The 16,545-nt window shown below is 43.8% G+C and carries 16 protein-coding genes; 2 read left to right on the top strand and 14 right to left on the bottom strand.

Features of this window, described 5'->3' with window-relative positions:
* Window positions 1-44: 44 nt before the first annotated feature.
* The 6 genes from aphA to MMA19_RS15570 form a co-directional block, all read right to left on the bottom strand.
* Window positions 45-752 carry an acid phosphatase AphA gene (aphA, locus tag MMA19_RS15595; protein ID WP_006071542.1) on the bottom strand — a complete coding sequence of 236 codons (708 nt, stop codon included), beginning with the start codon at window positions 750-752 and terminating at the stop codon, window positions 45-47.
* A gap of 198 nt (window positions 753-950) precedes the next feature.
* Window positions 951-1,802, bottom strand: coding sequence for an ABC transporter permease (locus MMA19_RS15590; RefSeq protein WP_240206618.1), 852 nt, complete (start codon window positions 1,800-1,802; stop codon window positions 951-953).
* Window positions 1,803-1,806: 4 nt separating this feature from the next.
* Window positions 1,807-3,051 (bottom strand): ABC transporter permease, encoded by a 1,245-nt coding sequence (locus MMA19_RS15585; protein WP_236109771.1) that lies wholly within the window; start codon window positions 3,049-3,051, stop codon window positions 1,807-1,809.
* 95 nt (window positions 3,052-3,146) lie between these two features.
* Window positions 3,147-4,202, bottom strand: a complete 1,056-nt coding sequence (locus MMA19_RS15580) for an ABC transporter substrate-binding protein (protein WP_240206617.1) — start codon at window positions 4,200-4,202, stop codon at window positions 3,147-3,149.
* Between the two features lie 22 nt (window positions 4,203-4,224).
* The gene (locus MMA19_RS15575) at window positions 4,225-5,310 is read right to left on the bottom strand and encodes an ABC transporter ATP-binding protein (RefSeq protein ID WP_240206616.1); all 1,086 of its coding nucleotides are present in this window, start codon (window positions 5,308-5,310) and stop codon (window positions 4,225-4,227) included.
* Window positions 5,311-5,875: 565 nt separating this feature from the next.
* Window positions 5,876-7,252 carry an aldehyde dehydrogenase EutE gene (locus MMA19_RS15570; protein WP_240206615.1) on the bottom strand — a complete coding sequence of 459 codons (1,377 nt, stop codon included), beginning with the start codon at window positions 7,250-7,252 and terminating at the stop codon, window positions 5,876-5,878.
* 438 nt (window positions 7,253-7,690) lie between these two features.
* On the opposite strand from MMA19_RS15570, the gene MMA19_RS15565 reads away from it, so the two are divergent.
* The gene (locus tag MMA19_RS15565) at window positions 7,691-9,271 is read left to right on the top strand and encodes a diaminopimelate decarboxylase (RefSeq protein WP_240206614.1); all 1,581 of its coding nucleotides are present in this window, start codon (window positions 7,691-7,693) and stop codon (window positions 9,269-9,271) included.
* 309 nt (window positions 9,272-9,580) lie between these two features.
* Here MMA19_RS15565 and MMA19_RS15560 read toward each other — a convergent pair whose 3' ends face one another.
* Complete coding sequence (locus MMA19_RS15560; RefSeq protein WP_240206613.1) at window positions 9,581-10,870, bottom strand: hypothetical protein; 1,290 nt, start codon at window positions 10,868-10,870, stop codon at window positions 9,581-9,583.
* 193 nt (window positions 10,871-11,063) lie between these two features.
* On the opposite strand from MMA19_RS15560, the gene MMA19_RS15555 reads away from it, so the two are divergent.
* Window positions 11,064-11,669 (top strand): GntR family transcriptional regulator, encoded by a 606-nt coding sequence (locus MMA19_RS15555; protein WP_006071524.1) that lies wholly within the window; start codon window positions 11,064-11,066, stop codon window positions 11,667-11,669.
* Window positions 11,670-11,720: 51 nt separating this feature from the next.
* Here MMA19_RS15555 and MMA19_RS15550 read toward each other — a convergent pair whose 3' ends face one another.
* Genes MMA19_RS15550 through MMA19_RS15520 form a run of 7 tightly spaced genes read right to left on the bottom strand, consistent with a single transcriptional unit; the run spans window position 11,721 to window position 16,110 of the window.
* Entirely contained in the window at window positions 11,721-11,981 is a 261-nt protein-coding gene (locus tag MMA19_RS15550) for an HPr family phosphocarrier protein (protein WP_006071523.1), read from the bottom strand.
* Entirely contained in the window at window positions 11,971-12,432 is a 462-nt protein-coding gene (locus MMA19_RS15545; RefSeq protein WP_006071522.1) for a PTS sugar transporter subunit IIA, read from the bottom strand. Before MMA19_RS15545 ends, MMA19_RS15550 begins: the two co-directional genes overlap by 11 nt.
* Complete coding sequence (locus tag MMA19_RS15540) at window positions 12,433-12,948, bottom strand: YjbQ family protein (protein WP_240206612.1); 516 nt, start codon at window positions 12,946-12,948, stop codon at window positions 12,433-12,435.
* Complete coding sequence (locus MMA19_RS15535; protein ID WP_240206611.1) at window positions 12,945-13,634, bottom strand: triose-phosphate isomerase; 690 nt, start codon at window positions 13,632-13,634, stop codon at window positions 12,945-12,947. Before MMA19_RS15535 ends, MMA19_RS15540 begins: the two co-directional genes overlap by 4 nt.
* Window positions 13,627-14,463 (bottom strand): class II fructose-bisphosphate aldolase, encoded by an 837-nt coding sequence (locus MMA19_RS15530; protein ID WP_083399965.1) that lies wholly within the window; start codon window positions 14,461-14,463, stop codon window positions 13,627-13,629. The genes MMA19_RS15535 and MMA19_RS15530 overlap by 8 nt, the downstream gene beginning before the upstream one ends.
* A 4-nt stretch (window positions 14,464-14,467) precedes the next feature.
* On the bottom strand, window positions 14,468-14,755 hold the full coding sequence (locus MMA19_RS15525) for a PTS sugar transporter subunit IIB (RefSeq protein ID WP_006071518.1): 288 nt from the start codon (window positions 14,753-14,755) through the stop codon (window positions 14,468-14,470).
* Complete coding sequence (locus MMA19_RS15520; protein ID WP_240206610.1) at window positions 14,752-16,110, bottom strand: PTS transporter subunit IIC; 1,359 nt, start codon at window positions 16,108-16,110, stop codon at window positions 14,752-14,754. Before MMA19_RS15520 ends, MMA19_RS15525 begins: the two co-directional genes overlap by 4 nt.
* Between the last annotated feature and the right edge of the window lie 435 nt (window positions 16,111-16,545).

Raw genomic sequence — 16,545 nt, 5'->3', positions numbered from 1 at the left:
AGGGCGCGGCTTTTGGCTGCGCCCTTTTGTTTTAGTGTGACTAACTAGTAGTTAGAGCCAATCAAAACAGGTTCCCCGTATTTGCCTGCTTGCGGCATAGGGACGTAGGTTGACTGTTCGTTGCGAAGGAAACGGATTGCTTTGATGCCCACATGCATTGAGCTAGTGATATCGGAGTCTGAGTCACCGTAATATTGCTCAACACCAGCTTGTTTGAGTTGTTTCTCTTTTTCTAAGCCACCAGCGAAGACCACAGGTTTGATTTGGTCACGGCGATCTTTAGGGAACAGATGGCGGATGGTGCTGGTTAATGTTTCTTTGCCTTCTGGAGCGTTACGACCGGTGATGAAGTAAATAGTGTCACCGTGCGCTAGGTGCATGTTTACTAAGGCAAGCGCTGAATGCTTAGGTAGTGAGAAATCATCCCAGCCTGTGCTTGCTTCGTTCCAGAAGTCTTGGTTCTTAAGATACGCATTCGAGCCGGGAGAGTATTTTTGCTGGCCGCGATAGAACACTGGTGAAGAGAACAGCATGGTGTCGTCGATATCCAGGCCGACAGTAATTGGATGGTCAGGAAGCTGCTTCTGAATGTCAGATACTGACACCCAATTGATGTCTTTATAGACTTCCATTTGTGGCGCTTGATGGCTGACAGCCTGCATATCGGTGGTGGTGTAGACTTTAGCGAATGACAGTGGAGAGGCAAGAAGTACAGAGAGAGTAATAAGCTTCAGCGAACTTTTAATGTTCATCTTAGGGTCCTTGATACTTGGATTAAACAAACGAAAAACCCAACTACGGTACACCCGCCGCTATCGTTCTGAAAGTTAAAGATAGTTCACATTTTTCAAGCAGATACAGACCCAAAATCAACACACAAAACAAGATGAGGAAAGCAAGGCAATGAGACAACAGCCTATCGTTCAAAGATAGGCTGCGATAGAAATGGATTACCAACTATTTATCTTGATGCGCTCCGATCTGGCGCGAAGATATTCAATGGTAAACAACAAGATAGCAGACAAGACGACCAACAAGGTAGCAACGGCCAGTATGGTCGGATTGATTTGCTCTCTTAGTCCCGAGAACATCTGTCTCGGAATTGTTTTTTGCTCCGGTCCTGCCAAGAACAACGCCACCACTACCTCATCAAACGAGGTCACAAAAGCGAACAGCGCCCCCGAAATCACTCCTGGCCTGATTAGCGGCATAATGATCTTAACGAAGGTATAAACCGGTCTTGCGCCCATTCCCAACGAGGCTTGCACAAGCGAATAATCAAAGCCCGCTAATGCCGCATTCACCGTGATGATCACAAATGGCGTACCTAGAGCTGCGTGTGCAATCACCACACCCCAGAACGTACCCGCCAAGTTAAGTTGGGTATAGAAGAAAAACATACCCGCAGCGGTAATAATCAAAGGCACTATCATCGGAGACAACAAGATCGCCATTATGATGCGCTGCATTGGCATCGCTGAATTACTTAGCCCTATTGCGGCTAATGTCCCTAATACTGTAGCGATAATCGTGGCGCAAATACCAATCAAAAAGCTGTTTTTGATGGCGAGCAGCCAGTTATCGTCGTGCCAAATCTCAGCGTACCATTCGAGCGAATAGGCTTCTTTTTCAAATGCCAGCATCCCTGGCGTAAAGCTAAAATAAGGCTCGGCATTGAAAGAAAGTGGAATAATCACCAAGATCGGCATCATCAAAAAAAACAGAGTCAAATACGCACTAGCAGAAAGAGACAATGAGCCCAGTTTTTGCAAAGGCGTAAAATAGCTTGGAAAACTCTTCATACTGTTAACCTAACTTAATGTTGTTCACGCCTACCCAGCGGTCATATAACCAATAGAGCGCTAAAATCAGAACCAGTAGCAAGCTGCCTAATGCCGCCGCTAATTCCCAGTTATTGGATGACTGCATATGGAACGCAATAATATTACTGATCATTTGCCCGTCCGTGCCCCCGACAAGTGCGGGTGTAATGTAGTAACCAATGGAGATAATAAACACCAGTAGCGCCCCTGCACTTAAACCAGGTAATGTCATGGGGAAATAGATTTTAAAGAACGCAGGCATGGGTTTAGAACCCAGAGACAGCGCCGCACGATAATAGCTTGGGTCGATGTTCTTCATGACGCTGTATAGCGGCAAAATCATGAAAGGCAGCAAAATATGAGTCATTGAAATGATGGTCGAAAACTCGGTGTACAGTAGGTCAAGAGGCTCATCAATAATACCTATCGCCTTTAGGGTGCTGTTCACTACCCCGTTGGTTTGCAAAAGCGCAATCCATGATGTGGTTCGAACCAATAATGAGGTCCAAAAAGGCAGCAATACAAACACCAACAGCTTATTGGCTTTGCTCGGCGAGGCTGTAGATAGATAGTACGACAATGGAAACGCAATAATCGCGGTAAGCAAAGTAATGTACAGGGCGATTTTCAAGCTTTTCCAATATAGTTTGATGTAGATTTTTGTGTCTCTGGTTTCGATATCACCTTGCAAGGACTTTTTCAGATCCAATGCCGTTAGATAATAACGCTCTGTCCATTTGTTACCCGATACTTTAATCGCTACCCACACATCGGGGGAGCGCCACTTTTTATGTTTATCTAATAGAATATCGGTGCCTTCGAGACGCAGCTCTTCGATCGGCATTCTTTTGATTTTTCGTGCAGTGGATTTGATAAGACTTGAAGAGCCCGGCAATGAGCGGTTGATTTCCTCGGCCAACTTTCCGGAGCGGCGTTCCTGTGCCAGTTCGTGAAGCTCTAACGTGAACACCTGAATAACCTCATCAGGCGGCATGGCTCCGGTTGACTCATCCCAAGATGCCATCGCCTCTAAGGTGTTTGGTACCAATTGAGCAACCGTCGGATGATAAACACTGCGATAAAGCATGGTGGTGATCGGCGCTAAAAAGGAAAGAAACACAAACAGCAGCAGTGGCAAAGTAAACAAAAACAGCATTAACTGTTTGCTGCGATGCTTCTTCTTACTCTCAGAAAGCTCTGTCAGTGTTAGCGTATTTTCACTCGCCATTCTGTTTTCATCCTTGAATCTAAACGCTTAAAAACTCGATTAAATGGGCTATCTAATACATTTAGATAGCCCAACTTTTGCTTATAGAATTGAGGCTATTGAAGTAACCACTCGTTAAACTTCTCACCCAGTGTTTCACCGTAATCAGCCCAGAAATCACCCGATGCTTTCACTCCTTCATCTAGGTGAGACGATGGCAGTTTTGGAATAACCGCAGGATCCACATACTGGTAAGCGGACTTACGAGTTGGACCATACGCCACCTCAGGCATGCCACTCAATGGTTTTGAACCCGTTGCAAAGCGAATGAACTCTTCCGCTAACGCTTTCTTCTTGGTGCCTTTTACAATCGCCCAAACATCGAGATCGTAAACGTGCGAATCCCAGACCATTTCAAACGGTTTACCTTCACGTTGAATGGCATCGAAGAAGCGACCATTCGCCGACTGAACCATGACCGCGCCACCATCGTTAAGTAGTTGAGGCGCTTGCGACCAGCTGTCGAACCAGACAATGTCGTCTTTGATAGTATCGAGTTTCGCGAACGCACGTTTTTGGCCTTCATCGGTACTTAGCACGTCATACACGTCTTCTTTAGCAACGCCATCAGCCAGTAGTGCCCACTCTAGGTTCACTTGAGGACGCTTACGAAAAGCACGTTTACCTGGATACGTTTTAGTGTCGAAAAGATCTTGAATCGAGCTTGGTTTGCCCCCCTGAATGGTGTCGTGGTTGTAGGCGAAAAGGACAGTCCAAACGATGTTACCTACCCCACACTCATTAGCGAGCGCCTCTTTGCTGAAGTCATCTTTGGCTGGCGTACCGTCATCACCAGGAGGCAAGGTATCCATTGGGAATACTTCTAGCAAACCTTCTGAACAGGCTCGCTCAAGGTCGATAACCTCAACGTCAATCACATCCCAAAGCACGTTGCCACTCTCTACTTGGGCTTTAAGCTCTGCGATACCGCCTGAATAGTTTTCAGACAGCACTTTGTGTCCAGTACTGGCAGTAAACGGGTCAAGCATGTGTTTCTTTTGGGCATCGCCGTAAGCACCACCAAACGACACTGCCGTTAGTTGGTCGGCCATTGCTGCGTTGCTCAGTCCAAGCGCAAGAGCAATAGGAAGCCACTTTTTCATTTTCGTCATCATATATCCTTTCTTTCCTTGACTAAGGGTGATCAAGCGCTAACCCATCAGAAATGGACCACGTTAGGCTGGCTACATCACCGGCCTTGAAGGTCGGTGCTTGTTGGTCATTGAGGAGCTTCACCATCACGTCTCTGCCGTCTTGCAACTTAAAGAAGTAACGAATGAAGTCACCAACGTACAATCGGGTAACAAAGGTAGCGGAGACTTGGTTACTGTTCACTTCGTCCTTGTCTCCGATAAAGAAGTTTTCTGGGCGCACTGCCAACATACAGCGCTCTCCAATTTCAGTAACATTGATCGCAGTCACCACGACTTGAGTCCCATCGCTCAATTCAACATGAGCGTGGTCGCCGTCAATTTTGGTTAAAGTCCCCGGAAGATGGTTATTCTCGCCGAGAAAATCAGCGACGAACGCGTTGGCTGGACGCTCATACAGCGTAGAAGGATCCGCACACTGCTGAACTACGCCGTCCTCAAACACTGCAATACGGTCAGACATAGTAAGTGCTTCGGTCTGATCATGGGTAACATAGATGGCGGTAAAACCTAACTGTTCGTGCAAGCGCTTAATTTCAAATTGCATCTGCTCACGAAGGTTTTTATCCAAGGCGCCTAAAGGTTCATCCATAAGAACAATCGAAGGCTCAAAAATCAGCGAGCGCGCCAGTGCTACACGCTGCTTTTGACCGCCGGAGAGCTGACCCGGATAGCGGTCACCAAAGTGTTCAAGCTCCACCAGTTTTAAAAACTCTTGAACCTTCTGTTTGATTTGCTCTTTGGGTAGTTTGCGAACATTAAGGGGATAAGCGAGGTTTTCTGCCACCGTCATATGAGGGAATAATGCGTAGTGCTGAAATACCATGCCGATGTTGCGATGATAAGGCGCAACGTTAGTGATGAGTTCTCCGTTGACTTCTATCCCACCGCTGGTTACATCTTCAAACCCAGCGAGCATCATTAAGCATGTGGTTTTGCCAGAGCCAGAAGGCCCCAACAGTGTCACAAACTCCCCTTTAGCGATGTCGAGGCTAAAGTCTTTCACCACAAAATTGTGTCGGTCATAACTCTTTTTTACATTCTTGAATTGTACGTAACGACTGTCCATTTCTACTGCCTATCCCTCTGCTTCAAGCTCAACCTCAAAAACTGAGCGCTATTCAAAAACCTAGTTTTGATTAACAACTGAGCAACATTTGATTTTAGAAAGTGTGATTTATCCTTTGTTTTTCAGACATAAAGAGGGATTACGAAATGTTGCAACTTGTACAAAAATTAAGCTCAGTTCGAATGAAGGTGTGAATTAGGAAGATCTACTAGATAAAAATATCAGTATCATAGAAATAAATGGAAGGAACTGCTTATTTGATAAATCAGTCGTTAAATTTGATCTTCGTATCAACACGCACTCTTAGAACAAATTTAGCAATATCAACGAGCTACAAGCGCTATTACATTGTGATACTTAGATGGAATATGGGCATAATCAGTATGCTATTTGACTTGATAAAATCGTTAACCTACTAAAATAACAGCGTTATTCTGGTTAAAGCCGTCGATGTCTACTGCCCGCGTGTCTCTCAGAGGAAACGTTCCTGTGGCAATCAAACAAAAAAGCCGAAGCAAACGCTCCGGCTTTCAACTCATCTCAGGGCGGGTCATCACACCATCGATTAAACGATACGCAGACCACCTTGAGCGATAGCAAAACGACGAGCACGAGTAAACGACAATGCGTTAGTAATACCCTCACCAGTTGGACCCGCGATAGTGAATGTAGACGTTCCTTCTGCGTTATAACCCACACCAGATAGCGTTGGGCCGTTGTGCGCAAAGATAGTGGTGTTGATGCGAGCACCAAACTTAGTCACGTTCTCGATGTTACCCGAGTAGATACATGCCGAGTGCTTATTGGCACGCTCAGCCGCCACTGCGCGGTCGATGGCTTCATCGATATCTTTACAGATAACCACAGGAAGCACTGGCATCATTTGCTCTACGTGAACCAATGGGTGGTCGTTTTCTACCAGCATTACTGCAAGGCGAGTATCAGACTCAACACCGATTGATTTTAGGATTTCACCTGCATCTTGACCGACGTGTTTTTTCACCGGGTGCCAAACACGAGCAATCTCATGGGCTGTGCACGGCTTCGCGCCTTCAAACTCATCTAGCGTCAGAATTTGCTCAGTTAATTGCTCTGCTTCTTCTGCTGTTAGCACGTAAGCGCCAACTTCTTCTAGCTTATCAAGGAATGCATCTGCTACGGCCTCTTCAACGAAGACTTCCTTCTCGCCAATACACAGTAGGTTGTTATCGAAAGAGGCACCGCCGTACACGCCCGCCGCTGCTAGATCTAGGTTAGCGGAAGCATCTACGATTACTGGCGGATTACCAGCGCCTACGCCGACACCTTTCTTACCAGATTGTAGGATAGCCTTAACAAGACCAGGGCCACCTGTACCCACAAGCATATTAATCAGTGGTGACTGAGCAATTTCGTTTAGTGTTTCTAGTGTTGGCTCTTTTACCATAGTCACTAGGTTCTCTGGGCCGCCTGCTTCTACGATGGTTTTGTTTAACAAGTCAATCATCACCGCAGAAACCACTTTAGACGATGGGTGAACGTTAAACGTAACCGCATTACCACCAGCAAGCATCGAAATTGCGTTGTTCACTATGGTTTCTGTTGGGTTAGTCACAGGCGTTACCGCGCCGATAACACCATAAGGTGCGCGCTCACCAAGAGAAATACCGTTGTCACCAGACCATACTTTAGTATCCAGTACTTCCGTACCCGGCGTTTTCATTGCCGTAAGATGGTGCTTAGCGATTTTGTCTTCCACACGGCCCAGTTTTGTCTCTTCACGAACCATTTTTGCGAAGTCTTCTGCACGCGCTAATACTGCTTCACGAATAGCAGTTAGGATGGCTTCACGACCTTCTTTGGTACAGTTTACATAGAACTCTCGTTGAGCTTTATGAGTAGCTTCAATCGCAGCGTCCACTGTCGCGAATACACCTTTAGCGTTGTTAATATCAAAAGACATAGTGATTACCTCGTAAAATTGGGTATTGTGAAGACCTAGGCGTTATGCCAGTTCTTTTCGACATGTTTAGTAAGGCTAATTCCTCACCTAATATGGCTATAATTTAACCCAGACACTCATCAACTCGATGTCACTGGGTGTCAGCTTATTTGACCCATTAACGCAAATAACCCACAGCGATAACTTGACTCATTACGTAGCCCCTCACTATCTCTCGCCTCTTAGCAAACAATACGTTAGTTCACCCACAACCGTAGTTTGTTAACCTATCCGCCCAACCCCAACATCTGCTTTCTGACAAAAGCAACATTAATTCAATACCTTAACACTAGGTGTAAAATAAATTGACCCTCAGTGACATGCTGCATTTTTGACCTCCAGATAGACTAGCGTTCATCAAATCGATACCCAATTACGAACACTTCGTGAGGAATGAATATGAAAAATCAAGCGCTTTTAGAAGAGTCTGTAAAGCAACTGAGCACTATTTTAGAGACACAGCAACAGCTTCTAGCCGAGCACAAAGCTAACCAGAACTATGCTGAGCGTCTTGAAAACATTCTGACTCCAACCGATGAGCTAACCACTCAAGGTGACGACTTATTAATTGGTGGTTGCAAAGCCACTGATCTTATCGAGCAATACGGTAGCCCGCTATTCGTGTTGAGCGAAGACACGCTTCGTAACAACCTGCGCCGTGTAAAAAACGCGTTTGGCAACTACTGGCCAAAACCAATCAACGTGATGTTTGCTATCAAGTCGAATACCAACTTCGCGGTTCGAGCTATCTGTAACGAAGAAGGCGTGGGCGGTGATTGCTTTGGTCCAGGTGAAGTTGAAGCGACATACATTGCTGGCGCAGACCCAAAAACCATAGCACTAAACGGTACCGTTAAGCCTGAACTTGCTATCCGTAAAGCAATTGAATATGGCTACGCGATTCACCTAGATTCTTACGAAGAGATTGAAATCGTAGAACGCATCGCTCGCGAAGTGAAACCAGCGGAAAAAGTACGCATCGCGGTTCGTCTAAAAGTTATCCCTGAAGATTTCTTCAATGACTTCGAACCAGATGCTTATCCGTTCCCTAACTTTATCGGCGCGATGAAGTGGATCAAATTCGGCTTGCTAAAAGAAGAAGCGAAGAAAATCATCAACCGCGTAAAAGAAATCGACATGTTCGAATTCTACGGTTTCCACACTCACCTAGGCCGCTTCTCTAAACAGCCTGAAGGTTGGGATGCGCTATACCGCGAATACGCACGCAACATTATCGAAATATCTCGTGAGTGTGGCGTTCAACCTTTCCAAGTTGACCTAGGCGGCGGCTGGCCACGTGAGCGTGAGCCTGAGTGTCGTAGCAAAGAACACATGATGAACCCGAACACCATCGAAGACTATGCAAAAGTAGTGTGTGGGGGCATGCTAGAAGAGTTCACTAAAGAAGGCTTCGAAGTACCACAACTATGGCTAGAACCAGGTCGTTATATCGCAGGTAACATCGGCACTCTACTTACCTCGGTATACGTTGTGAAAGACGACCAAGAGATGGATTACACCTACACCATGGTTGATGCATCGACTTACCTAGCTACATTGGTCGAGTCTCAAGAGTCGAAGAACCCAGTTCTTCCAGCAAACAAAATGACCCAACCATTGGTAGAGAGAACCACTGAAATCGCAGGCCCAATCTGTATCCCATCTATCTGGGAAAGCGGCGCGCGCATGCCAGCTCTACAACCAAAAGACGTGCTAGCGATTATGGATGTCGGTCACTACGCAGAGTCTCAAGCGAGCCAGTTCAACTCACTACCACGCCCAGCAACAGTGCTAGTGAAAGACGGCGAAGCGGAACTCATCAAACGCGCTGAAACGGTTGATGATGTATTCGCAACGCAAATTCTTCCAGAGCGCTTTGTAAAAGCAAAAGCTGAAATTGAGAAGAAAATGGCGAAGCCAGCTGGTAAAAAGGCAGCAACTAAACGCCGCGTGGCAAGAACGCCGAGTTATTCGAAATAAGCAGGTTGCTGAGCTTTAGGCTTGGTGGTTTGAATTGAGAATTGGTGATTGGAAAGCTCCCGTTGGGAGCTTTTAACTAAACGAATCCCCATAAACTTCCATTGTCACTATTGCTTGAAGCAAAATAACAAAGCTCGACCGTGTAATTTTAACAACAGCAAACCCAAGATAGCCGTTCGTCATCAAGATAATCTTGTCCCTTGTAGAGTTATTTATAGGCAATTTAGTATTAATATCCCTTGGTTTGCCATAACGACGAGAAGCCTGAAGTACAGTTCTCTCATTTCGAAAGTCAAATGCGCCGAGAATTCATTCACTAACGATAGATCCAAGAAACAGATTACTTCTAAATGTTTGTCTAGCATCAGCTTCATTATTTGCAGATAAATACTCTAGCGTGATCGCCTCAATTTCGGCGTAAGATAAATACCGAATTACTGATTTAATACGAGCACCAATCGACTCATTGACGTAGAACTCTCGAACTCCCATTCCTATCAAAAGAATAATCAATCGCTTATCTATCTGGTTGGTTATTTTAACGCCTACCAATTTGTCACTTTCAACCATTGATTGAATGTTATGGGAAAACGTTCTTAGGGACGAGAAATCCCAGTCTAGCAAATCCTCAATTCCACTAAGCACCACAAAATTAGCGGAAGAAAGAACGGAGGGATCAAGCGGTAGTTGTTCGACATTAGTTATGACGCCGAGAGAAAAGTCTCCATCTGAGTAGCTGACATCAAACTTCCCACAGAGAAAATGTGAGATCCACCCATTGTTAGCTAGACTAACTAAGCCCTTTACTTCACGAAACTTGCTTTTGGACTTCAATGCCGAGGCGACAAAGCTCAACTCTTCGAAAAGTGCTTTTGACTCTATTTCTACGTCACTATAATCAATATCTACACGCATGGTTTTTTGATTAATTTCAAGAAGAGCGTTTATAGAAAGTTTGTTATTAAGGTAAAGATCTGACCTGTTGATTTGAATTTTCGCTGGAGTAATAGACCTCTGCCGATTTTCTAAGGTAAAAATCAAATCTATATCGACATCATCAGTAGTCCTAGCATCTAGGCTCCGATAATATTCGGTCAGCACAACGCTGTTGTTCACGCGCTCAAGTAGTCCGCTCACATCAAATGTTGAACTATCTTCGGCAGTACCATCATAATCTCGTTGTTGCGGACTGAACTCAGAACCAAGCAACCTCTTAAGTAAGTGCTTCCTCATGCTTTCAAAGTGCAACGCCTCTTCTGAATAATTGGCAACATTGAGCTGTTGCATGACCTCAACGAAGGAATCGACGAGCTCATCGACAATGGTATCAGCACTGTACACATTGCGTCTGATATTCTCTCTAATAACCGCTTGATTCTCGGGTTTTAGCAACTCCTTAGCATGTAGTTCAAATAATTTAGCAAGCTCTGGTTTTTCCTCAAATTGGCTCCTACTTCCAAGCAGTCCCATTTTCTGAAACAGTTTCCCCATTGCAACGTCATATTTATCGATCTCATCTTTATAATGGGATTTGATGTGCGCACTTGCATGTTTTTTAATTGCCCTGGTTAACGCTATGGGGGTAACAATTACGTTCATTGGTTAATCTCCCTGATGAGTCGCCATAATGATGTCTCAATACAATTAGTCAGTTACTCGATAATCGGTTCGAGATATAATGTTGAAAGAACATAATTCACGTTATTGACATTATGCCCTCTCAAGATGCACGAACTTATTAATCATTAATCTTGTGTTATAAAGGTCCTACTTAGAATTATTGGGGTGTTACATGAAAGCAAGCCAACGCGCTTATGAATCCATACTTAATATGATTCAAACTAGTGAAATCAAAGATGCGGTTGTAGAAAACGACCTTACTGAGATACTGGACATCAGCCGTACTCCTGTAAGGGAAGCCATAGCACGATTAATTGTTGAAGGTTGGGTAGAAGTCCTGGAAAACGGTGGCAAGGTAGTTTGTAAAATAACCGTCGATCAAGCACGTGAGATCTTCCAAGTTCGCATGAGCCTAGAAGCGCTGCTACTGGAGCTCGCTTGGTCCGAAATTGATAGAGAGAAAATCGCTGAGATAAAATCTCAGTGTGAACACGTTGTCTCAAATAGTAACTATGAGCAAATGCCTCAAATAATGAGTGACTTTTATCAAGAGCTAAATTCCAAGTCAAATAACAAACTCCTTGCTGAAAACATCAGCGTGTTACACAACAAAGCCAACCTAATTAAAGTAGAGCTGATTGACCAAGTTAAGAGAAAATCGGTTGAAGAAATCATCGCGCTTCTAGAAAGCATCTGCAGTGAAGATCAAGATAAAGCTGTTCACCACTTAAAGTTCCATTTAGCGGCATGCTATTACCGATTGTTTGGTGAGTTATAAACAACACTCGATTATGCACAATCTCCATCAATGAAGATTGTGCATTTAAGTTTACTTAAAGTTAGTGCTAATAGATTTTACAATTTCACTCACCGCTATCTCTTCATCGGCTCCTTCCGCCCAGACTTTTACTTTCTCTCCACCTTTAACCCCCAGCTTCATCAATGCCATTATCGATTTTGCATTGGCTTTTTTATTGTCATATTCAAGAAATACATCAGCATCAAATTGCTTGGCCGACTTAACCAACAGAGATGCAGGCCTCGCATGTATACCCGCCACATCTTTCACGATAACTTCGTCAGTCTTCATACACTAACTCCTTTGAAAGTACTTGGTACATCTCATTCACGCCCGAACTACGTAACAAAAAATCCAGCGCTTCTCGTGATTGTGCATAACCCATAATGGTCTGCAGTGTCTCAATCTGTGCGTCGTTTGAAGACATCGCCAACATAAACACGACATTCACGAGACATACCTCATCTTCTGCACCCATCATTGTAAATTCGACTGGGTTAGATAAGATCGCCACAGCAATAGCATCCGAAATTGTATGTTCACGGTCAGTATGAGGTATAGCCAACCTTCCTAGTCCTGTAGGAAACACACCTTCTCTCGCGACAATTGCATCTGAAAATGACTCTTTGACGTAACCATGCTCAAAAAGGACCTGTGCTAGTTGTCGCAGTACCTCTTCATTGGTTGAAGCATTTAAAGAAGATACTAACAGTTCCTTTTTGAATAAATTGTTCTTGCTCATTTACTGCCCCATGACCATCACATCAAATTTTCGGGTCCGCTCTCGATTTTGATCGAAGTCTACAAAATAGACGTACCCCACACTCCCTAGATTCAACTCTTTACCTTTTAAGATGAATGTCTTGCTAGGCCCAAAAAAACTCGCTCGAATATGCGCATCTCCATTTAATATGGTTCCTGGGTCTGCGGGATAATTAGGATCATCAAGGGACATCAAGAAATCTAAGTGCTTGTCGCCGGGATAACGATAATTGGTGTTCTCAGTCAGTTCTCTAGGGACTATTTTGTCAAGAATCTTGTTTAGGTCTACCTGTAAAAACTCGTCTCCGTTAAAATCTGTATCATGCACATATTCTTCGAAAATCACTGAGCAGGTCGTGTGGGCAGTTTGAATGACACAAATACCATTGTCTATACCACTTTCTCGAACGATGTTTTTAACTTCGTCCGTGATATTGTGATACGAGACCCGACCAACAACAGTATCTAAAGAGATGGTTCTGTTGTAAAAGTTCATGAGTTTAAGCTCCTTCCTTTTGCCACAGCTTCTATCATCGAAACCATCGTATACATTGGATCTTCTGAGGCAAAAATACCACTCGTAGCACCAGTTCCATGCGCACCGTTTTTGATAACGTATTCAACATCTTCCGGTGAAGATATCCCAGCAGCTTGTAACCCCAATGTTTTTGGTGATATCTCTGCGATAGTTGTCTGCGTAGATAGAATGTACTCTTTGTTAGCAGTTTGCCCTGTCCCAATAAGTTCTGTGGGCTCACAGACCATGACATCGGGATGAAGCATCGCAATGGCTTGTGCGTCTTCAAGTGAGTCGGCACAAACGATAGAGTATAAGCCTAGCTCCTTCGTACGCTTTAGAGCTGCGACAAGTTGAGCAAGTGTTAGAGGTCTCTCAGCATGATTCAAAAACACGGCTCCAACGCCAGCCTCCACCAACGCATTTGGAAGTATGTGCCCCATACCTCGTCCTATTTCAATAGGATCCATATGTTGAGCCGTCACAATGAGACGAGATGTATTATCCTTGATCATTCGCAGGTCGACATGTTGAGCCGTAAAGAAAATATCTAGGTCGTATTGGATCGCAAGTTCATCGGCCTTCTTCGCCATCGCAAGAAGTTTGTCGCCGTATAAATATGATTTAGGGTTCACCGCAATAAACGGTGCTCTGATTTCAGTCATTAGTTTTTGTCCCATACACCGAGTAGTAGTGGGAGAGTGTTTCGCCAACACGCTCGTTAATTTCTCGCTTCATCGAAAAATAATCACTGTATTGTTTTTCATTTGCGGCGCTTAGCGCGGCGATTATGAAGTCAGTGAAAATGTTAATTTTCGATATACCAAGAGAAGCACATGTTGAAAGGTTTTCATCTCCTGTTGAAGAACCTCCGTGAAGTACAAGAGGAATAGCAACGGATGCTCTAATCTCCTTTAATCTTTCGAAACTTATTTTCGGTACACCAGAGTAGGTACCGTGAGCAGTCCCAATGGAGATCGCTAGTGAGTCAGCACCACTGAGATCCGCAAACCTTATGGCTTCTTGAACATCGGTATAGACGGAGTCATTATGTTCGTGATCTTCAAAGTTCTCGCCAGCTCCTACATGACCAATTTCAGCTTCAACAGGAACGTTGTGTTTATGGGCATATTCAACAACTTGTTTGGTTAACGTCACGTTGCGATCAAATTTCTCTGCCGATGCGTCGACCATCACGGACGTAAAACCACACTCAATTGCCTTTTTGATTACATCAAAGTTCATCCCGTGATCTAGGTGCAATGCAATATCCACACTAGCCTTCGACGCTAGAAAGATGGCGATGTTCGCTGCTTCTTCTAAGGTGAGAAGATCCATGTGACACTCAGCAAAAGAAAGAATCAAAGGCATCTGTTTTTGTTCAGCAATATCGACAAATGTTTTTGCCATCTCATAGTCAATGAAGTTAGCGGAGGGAACTGCGTAGCCCCCTTCACGTGCATCCATCAACATTTTTTTTGTTGATACAAGCATAATTTTAACTCCTTATCATCTGTTCCAACTTTCCGTAGAACTCATCGACACCCATCCCTTGCAATAAAGGCAAGCTCATCAAACAGCGGTCATTAAATTGATCCGGCACTGCAGTGGTACTGATGATGATGTCAAAGTCTTCAAGTCTGCCAATTTCGTCCGCAATTTTACCTTGATACATATCTACCTGGTTCGAAAGGTTGTTATCTGAAAGCCATTCTTTTACCGTTGTGGTGACAAGAGTTGAAGTCGCGATTCCGGTACCACACATAACCATTAATTTCTTACTCATGCTTTACTCTCCTCGACAGATTGAGTCTTTACAGACTTACCTTTAATTTTATTTACATAGATCAAACCCGCTAAACACACTCCACCAATAGCGATAATACCGGTCCAGTTAAGGAGCTTAGTTATCAATACATAAAGGCCTGTCGTCCATAACCCACCTTCAGCAAGCGCTGTTATGGTCGTATTCCCTTGAAGATCAAAGTTAGACGCGATAGCGGCTTCAGTGACTAAAGGAGCGACCCAAGTAGTGATACACAGAATTGTGGCCATATAGAATGTACCAGCGATAATGGTTCTGATGATGTTGCCATTAAAGACCGCTGCCATCAGACACACAACGAAGGGAATAGTGGCCAAATCACCAAATGGTAGAGTGTTGTTGAAAGGAAGAACTACCGCCAATGCAATTGTGATCGGAACCAAAATAAGTGAAGATGATAAAACAGCTTGATCACCAACACTCAATGCCGCATCCATTCCTATATAGAGTTCACGATCTGGGAATTTTTTCTTAATAAATGCATTCGCTGCTTGAGAAATTGGCGTTAAACCTTCCATAAGCAAAGCCACCATTCTTGGCATCAGCATCATTACGGCTCCCGTCGTCACAGCTAACTGAAGCAACTCCTTCATTTCATATTGCGCTAAGAGACCAATTCCAAGACCGATTAATACCCCCATGACCGTACTGTCACCAAAAATACCGAGTTTTTCCTGAATTGTTTTAGGGTCACCCTTCCAATCTTTAACAACTGGGATTCGGTCAAACAACCAGTTAAATGGGAGAGCAAATATATAGCCTGGGATAGCAGTACCGTGGGGAAACGTAATGTTGGGGAATTTATAGTAACGATTAATTGTGCCACCGAGTATGTCGCCAAAAAGAAGTATCATTAATACATAGGAAACCGTTGCTGCAATACTAATTGCAAAGTCACCAGTAATTATATACACCAATGACGAAATAAATGCGGCATGCCATATATTCCATAAATCGACATTCATCGTTCTAGTTAAACCAAAAAAGATGAGAACGATGTTTATTCCAATTGCTATAGGTATTGATAGACCACCAAGAGCCGTACCATAACTGATGGCCGCAGCCGCGGGCCAACCTACATCGATGATGTTCAAGTTGAGACCTAAGTGCTCAACCATTTGTTGAGCTGCTGGGCCTAAACTACTTCCCAAGAGTCCGATAACCAAATTCAAACCGATAAAACCGATACCGACGGTTAAGCCTGATTTTATTGCCTTAGATATAGGTGTACCAAGGGCTATAGCAAAGACAAATATGAGTATGGGTAGAACTACAATGGATCCTAAGTCCAAAAAGCTTTGTATGAGATCTAGCATAAGATAACGTCCTAATGTTAGTTAATCGTGATCATGCTAAACACAGCCCCTCTATGTTTTTGTGTTGTATACATGATGTATACATACTATAACCATCAAAAATCAAATGTGGTGATTTCTGTCACATTGGATTTATTTTACACGTGGTAATAAATCATGATCTTGAAGATGATCATATTCTCCCTATTTGAATAATGTTGCTTTTGCATAGGCAGACGTTATTAAATTTATATTTATCATGATGTTAATTATGTCAAATCACCGCGATCTACAATCCGGTAATATAACTACTATTTTGGTGATTCCTATTGGATATAACGGCAGAAATATCATTAGCCTAGAATTTCATGTCAATATGTTTATAACTTCCAATTGTGTTTGAAAAAGCAGAAGCCAATAGGAATAATCCTATCGTAGTCTGATAACGTCAGAAAA

Origin of the sequence: Vibrio sp. CyArs1 (assembly GCF_022432925.1) — a bacterium.
Lineage (GTDB): Bacteria > Pseudomonadota > Gammaproteobacteria > Enterobacterales > Vibrionaceae > Vibrio > Vibrio mediterranei.
This window is presented reverse-complemented; position numbering and strand designations above follow the sequence as displayed.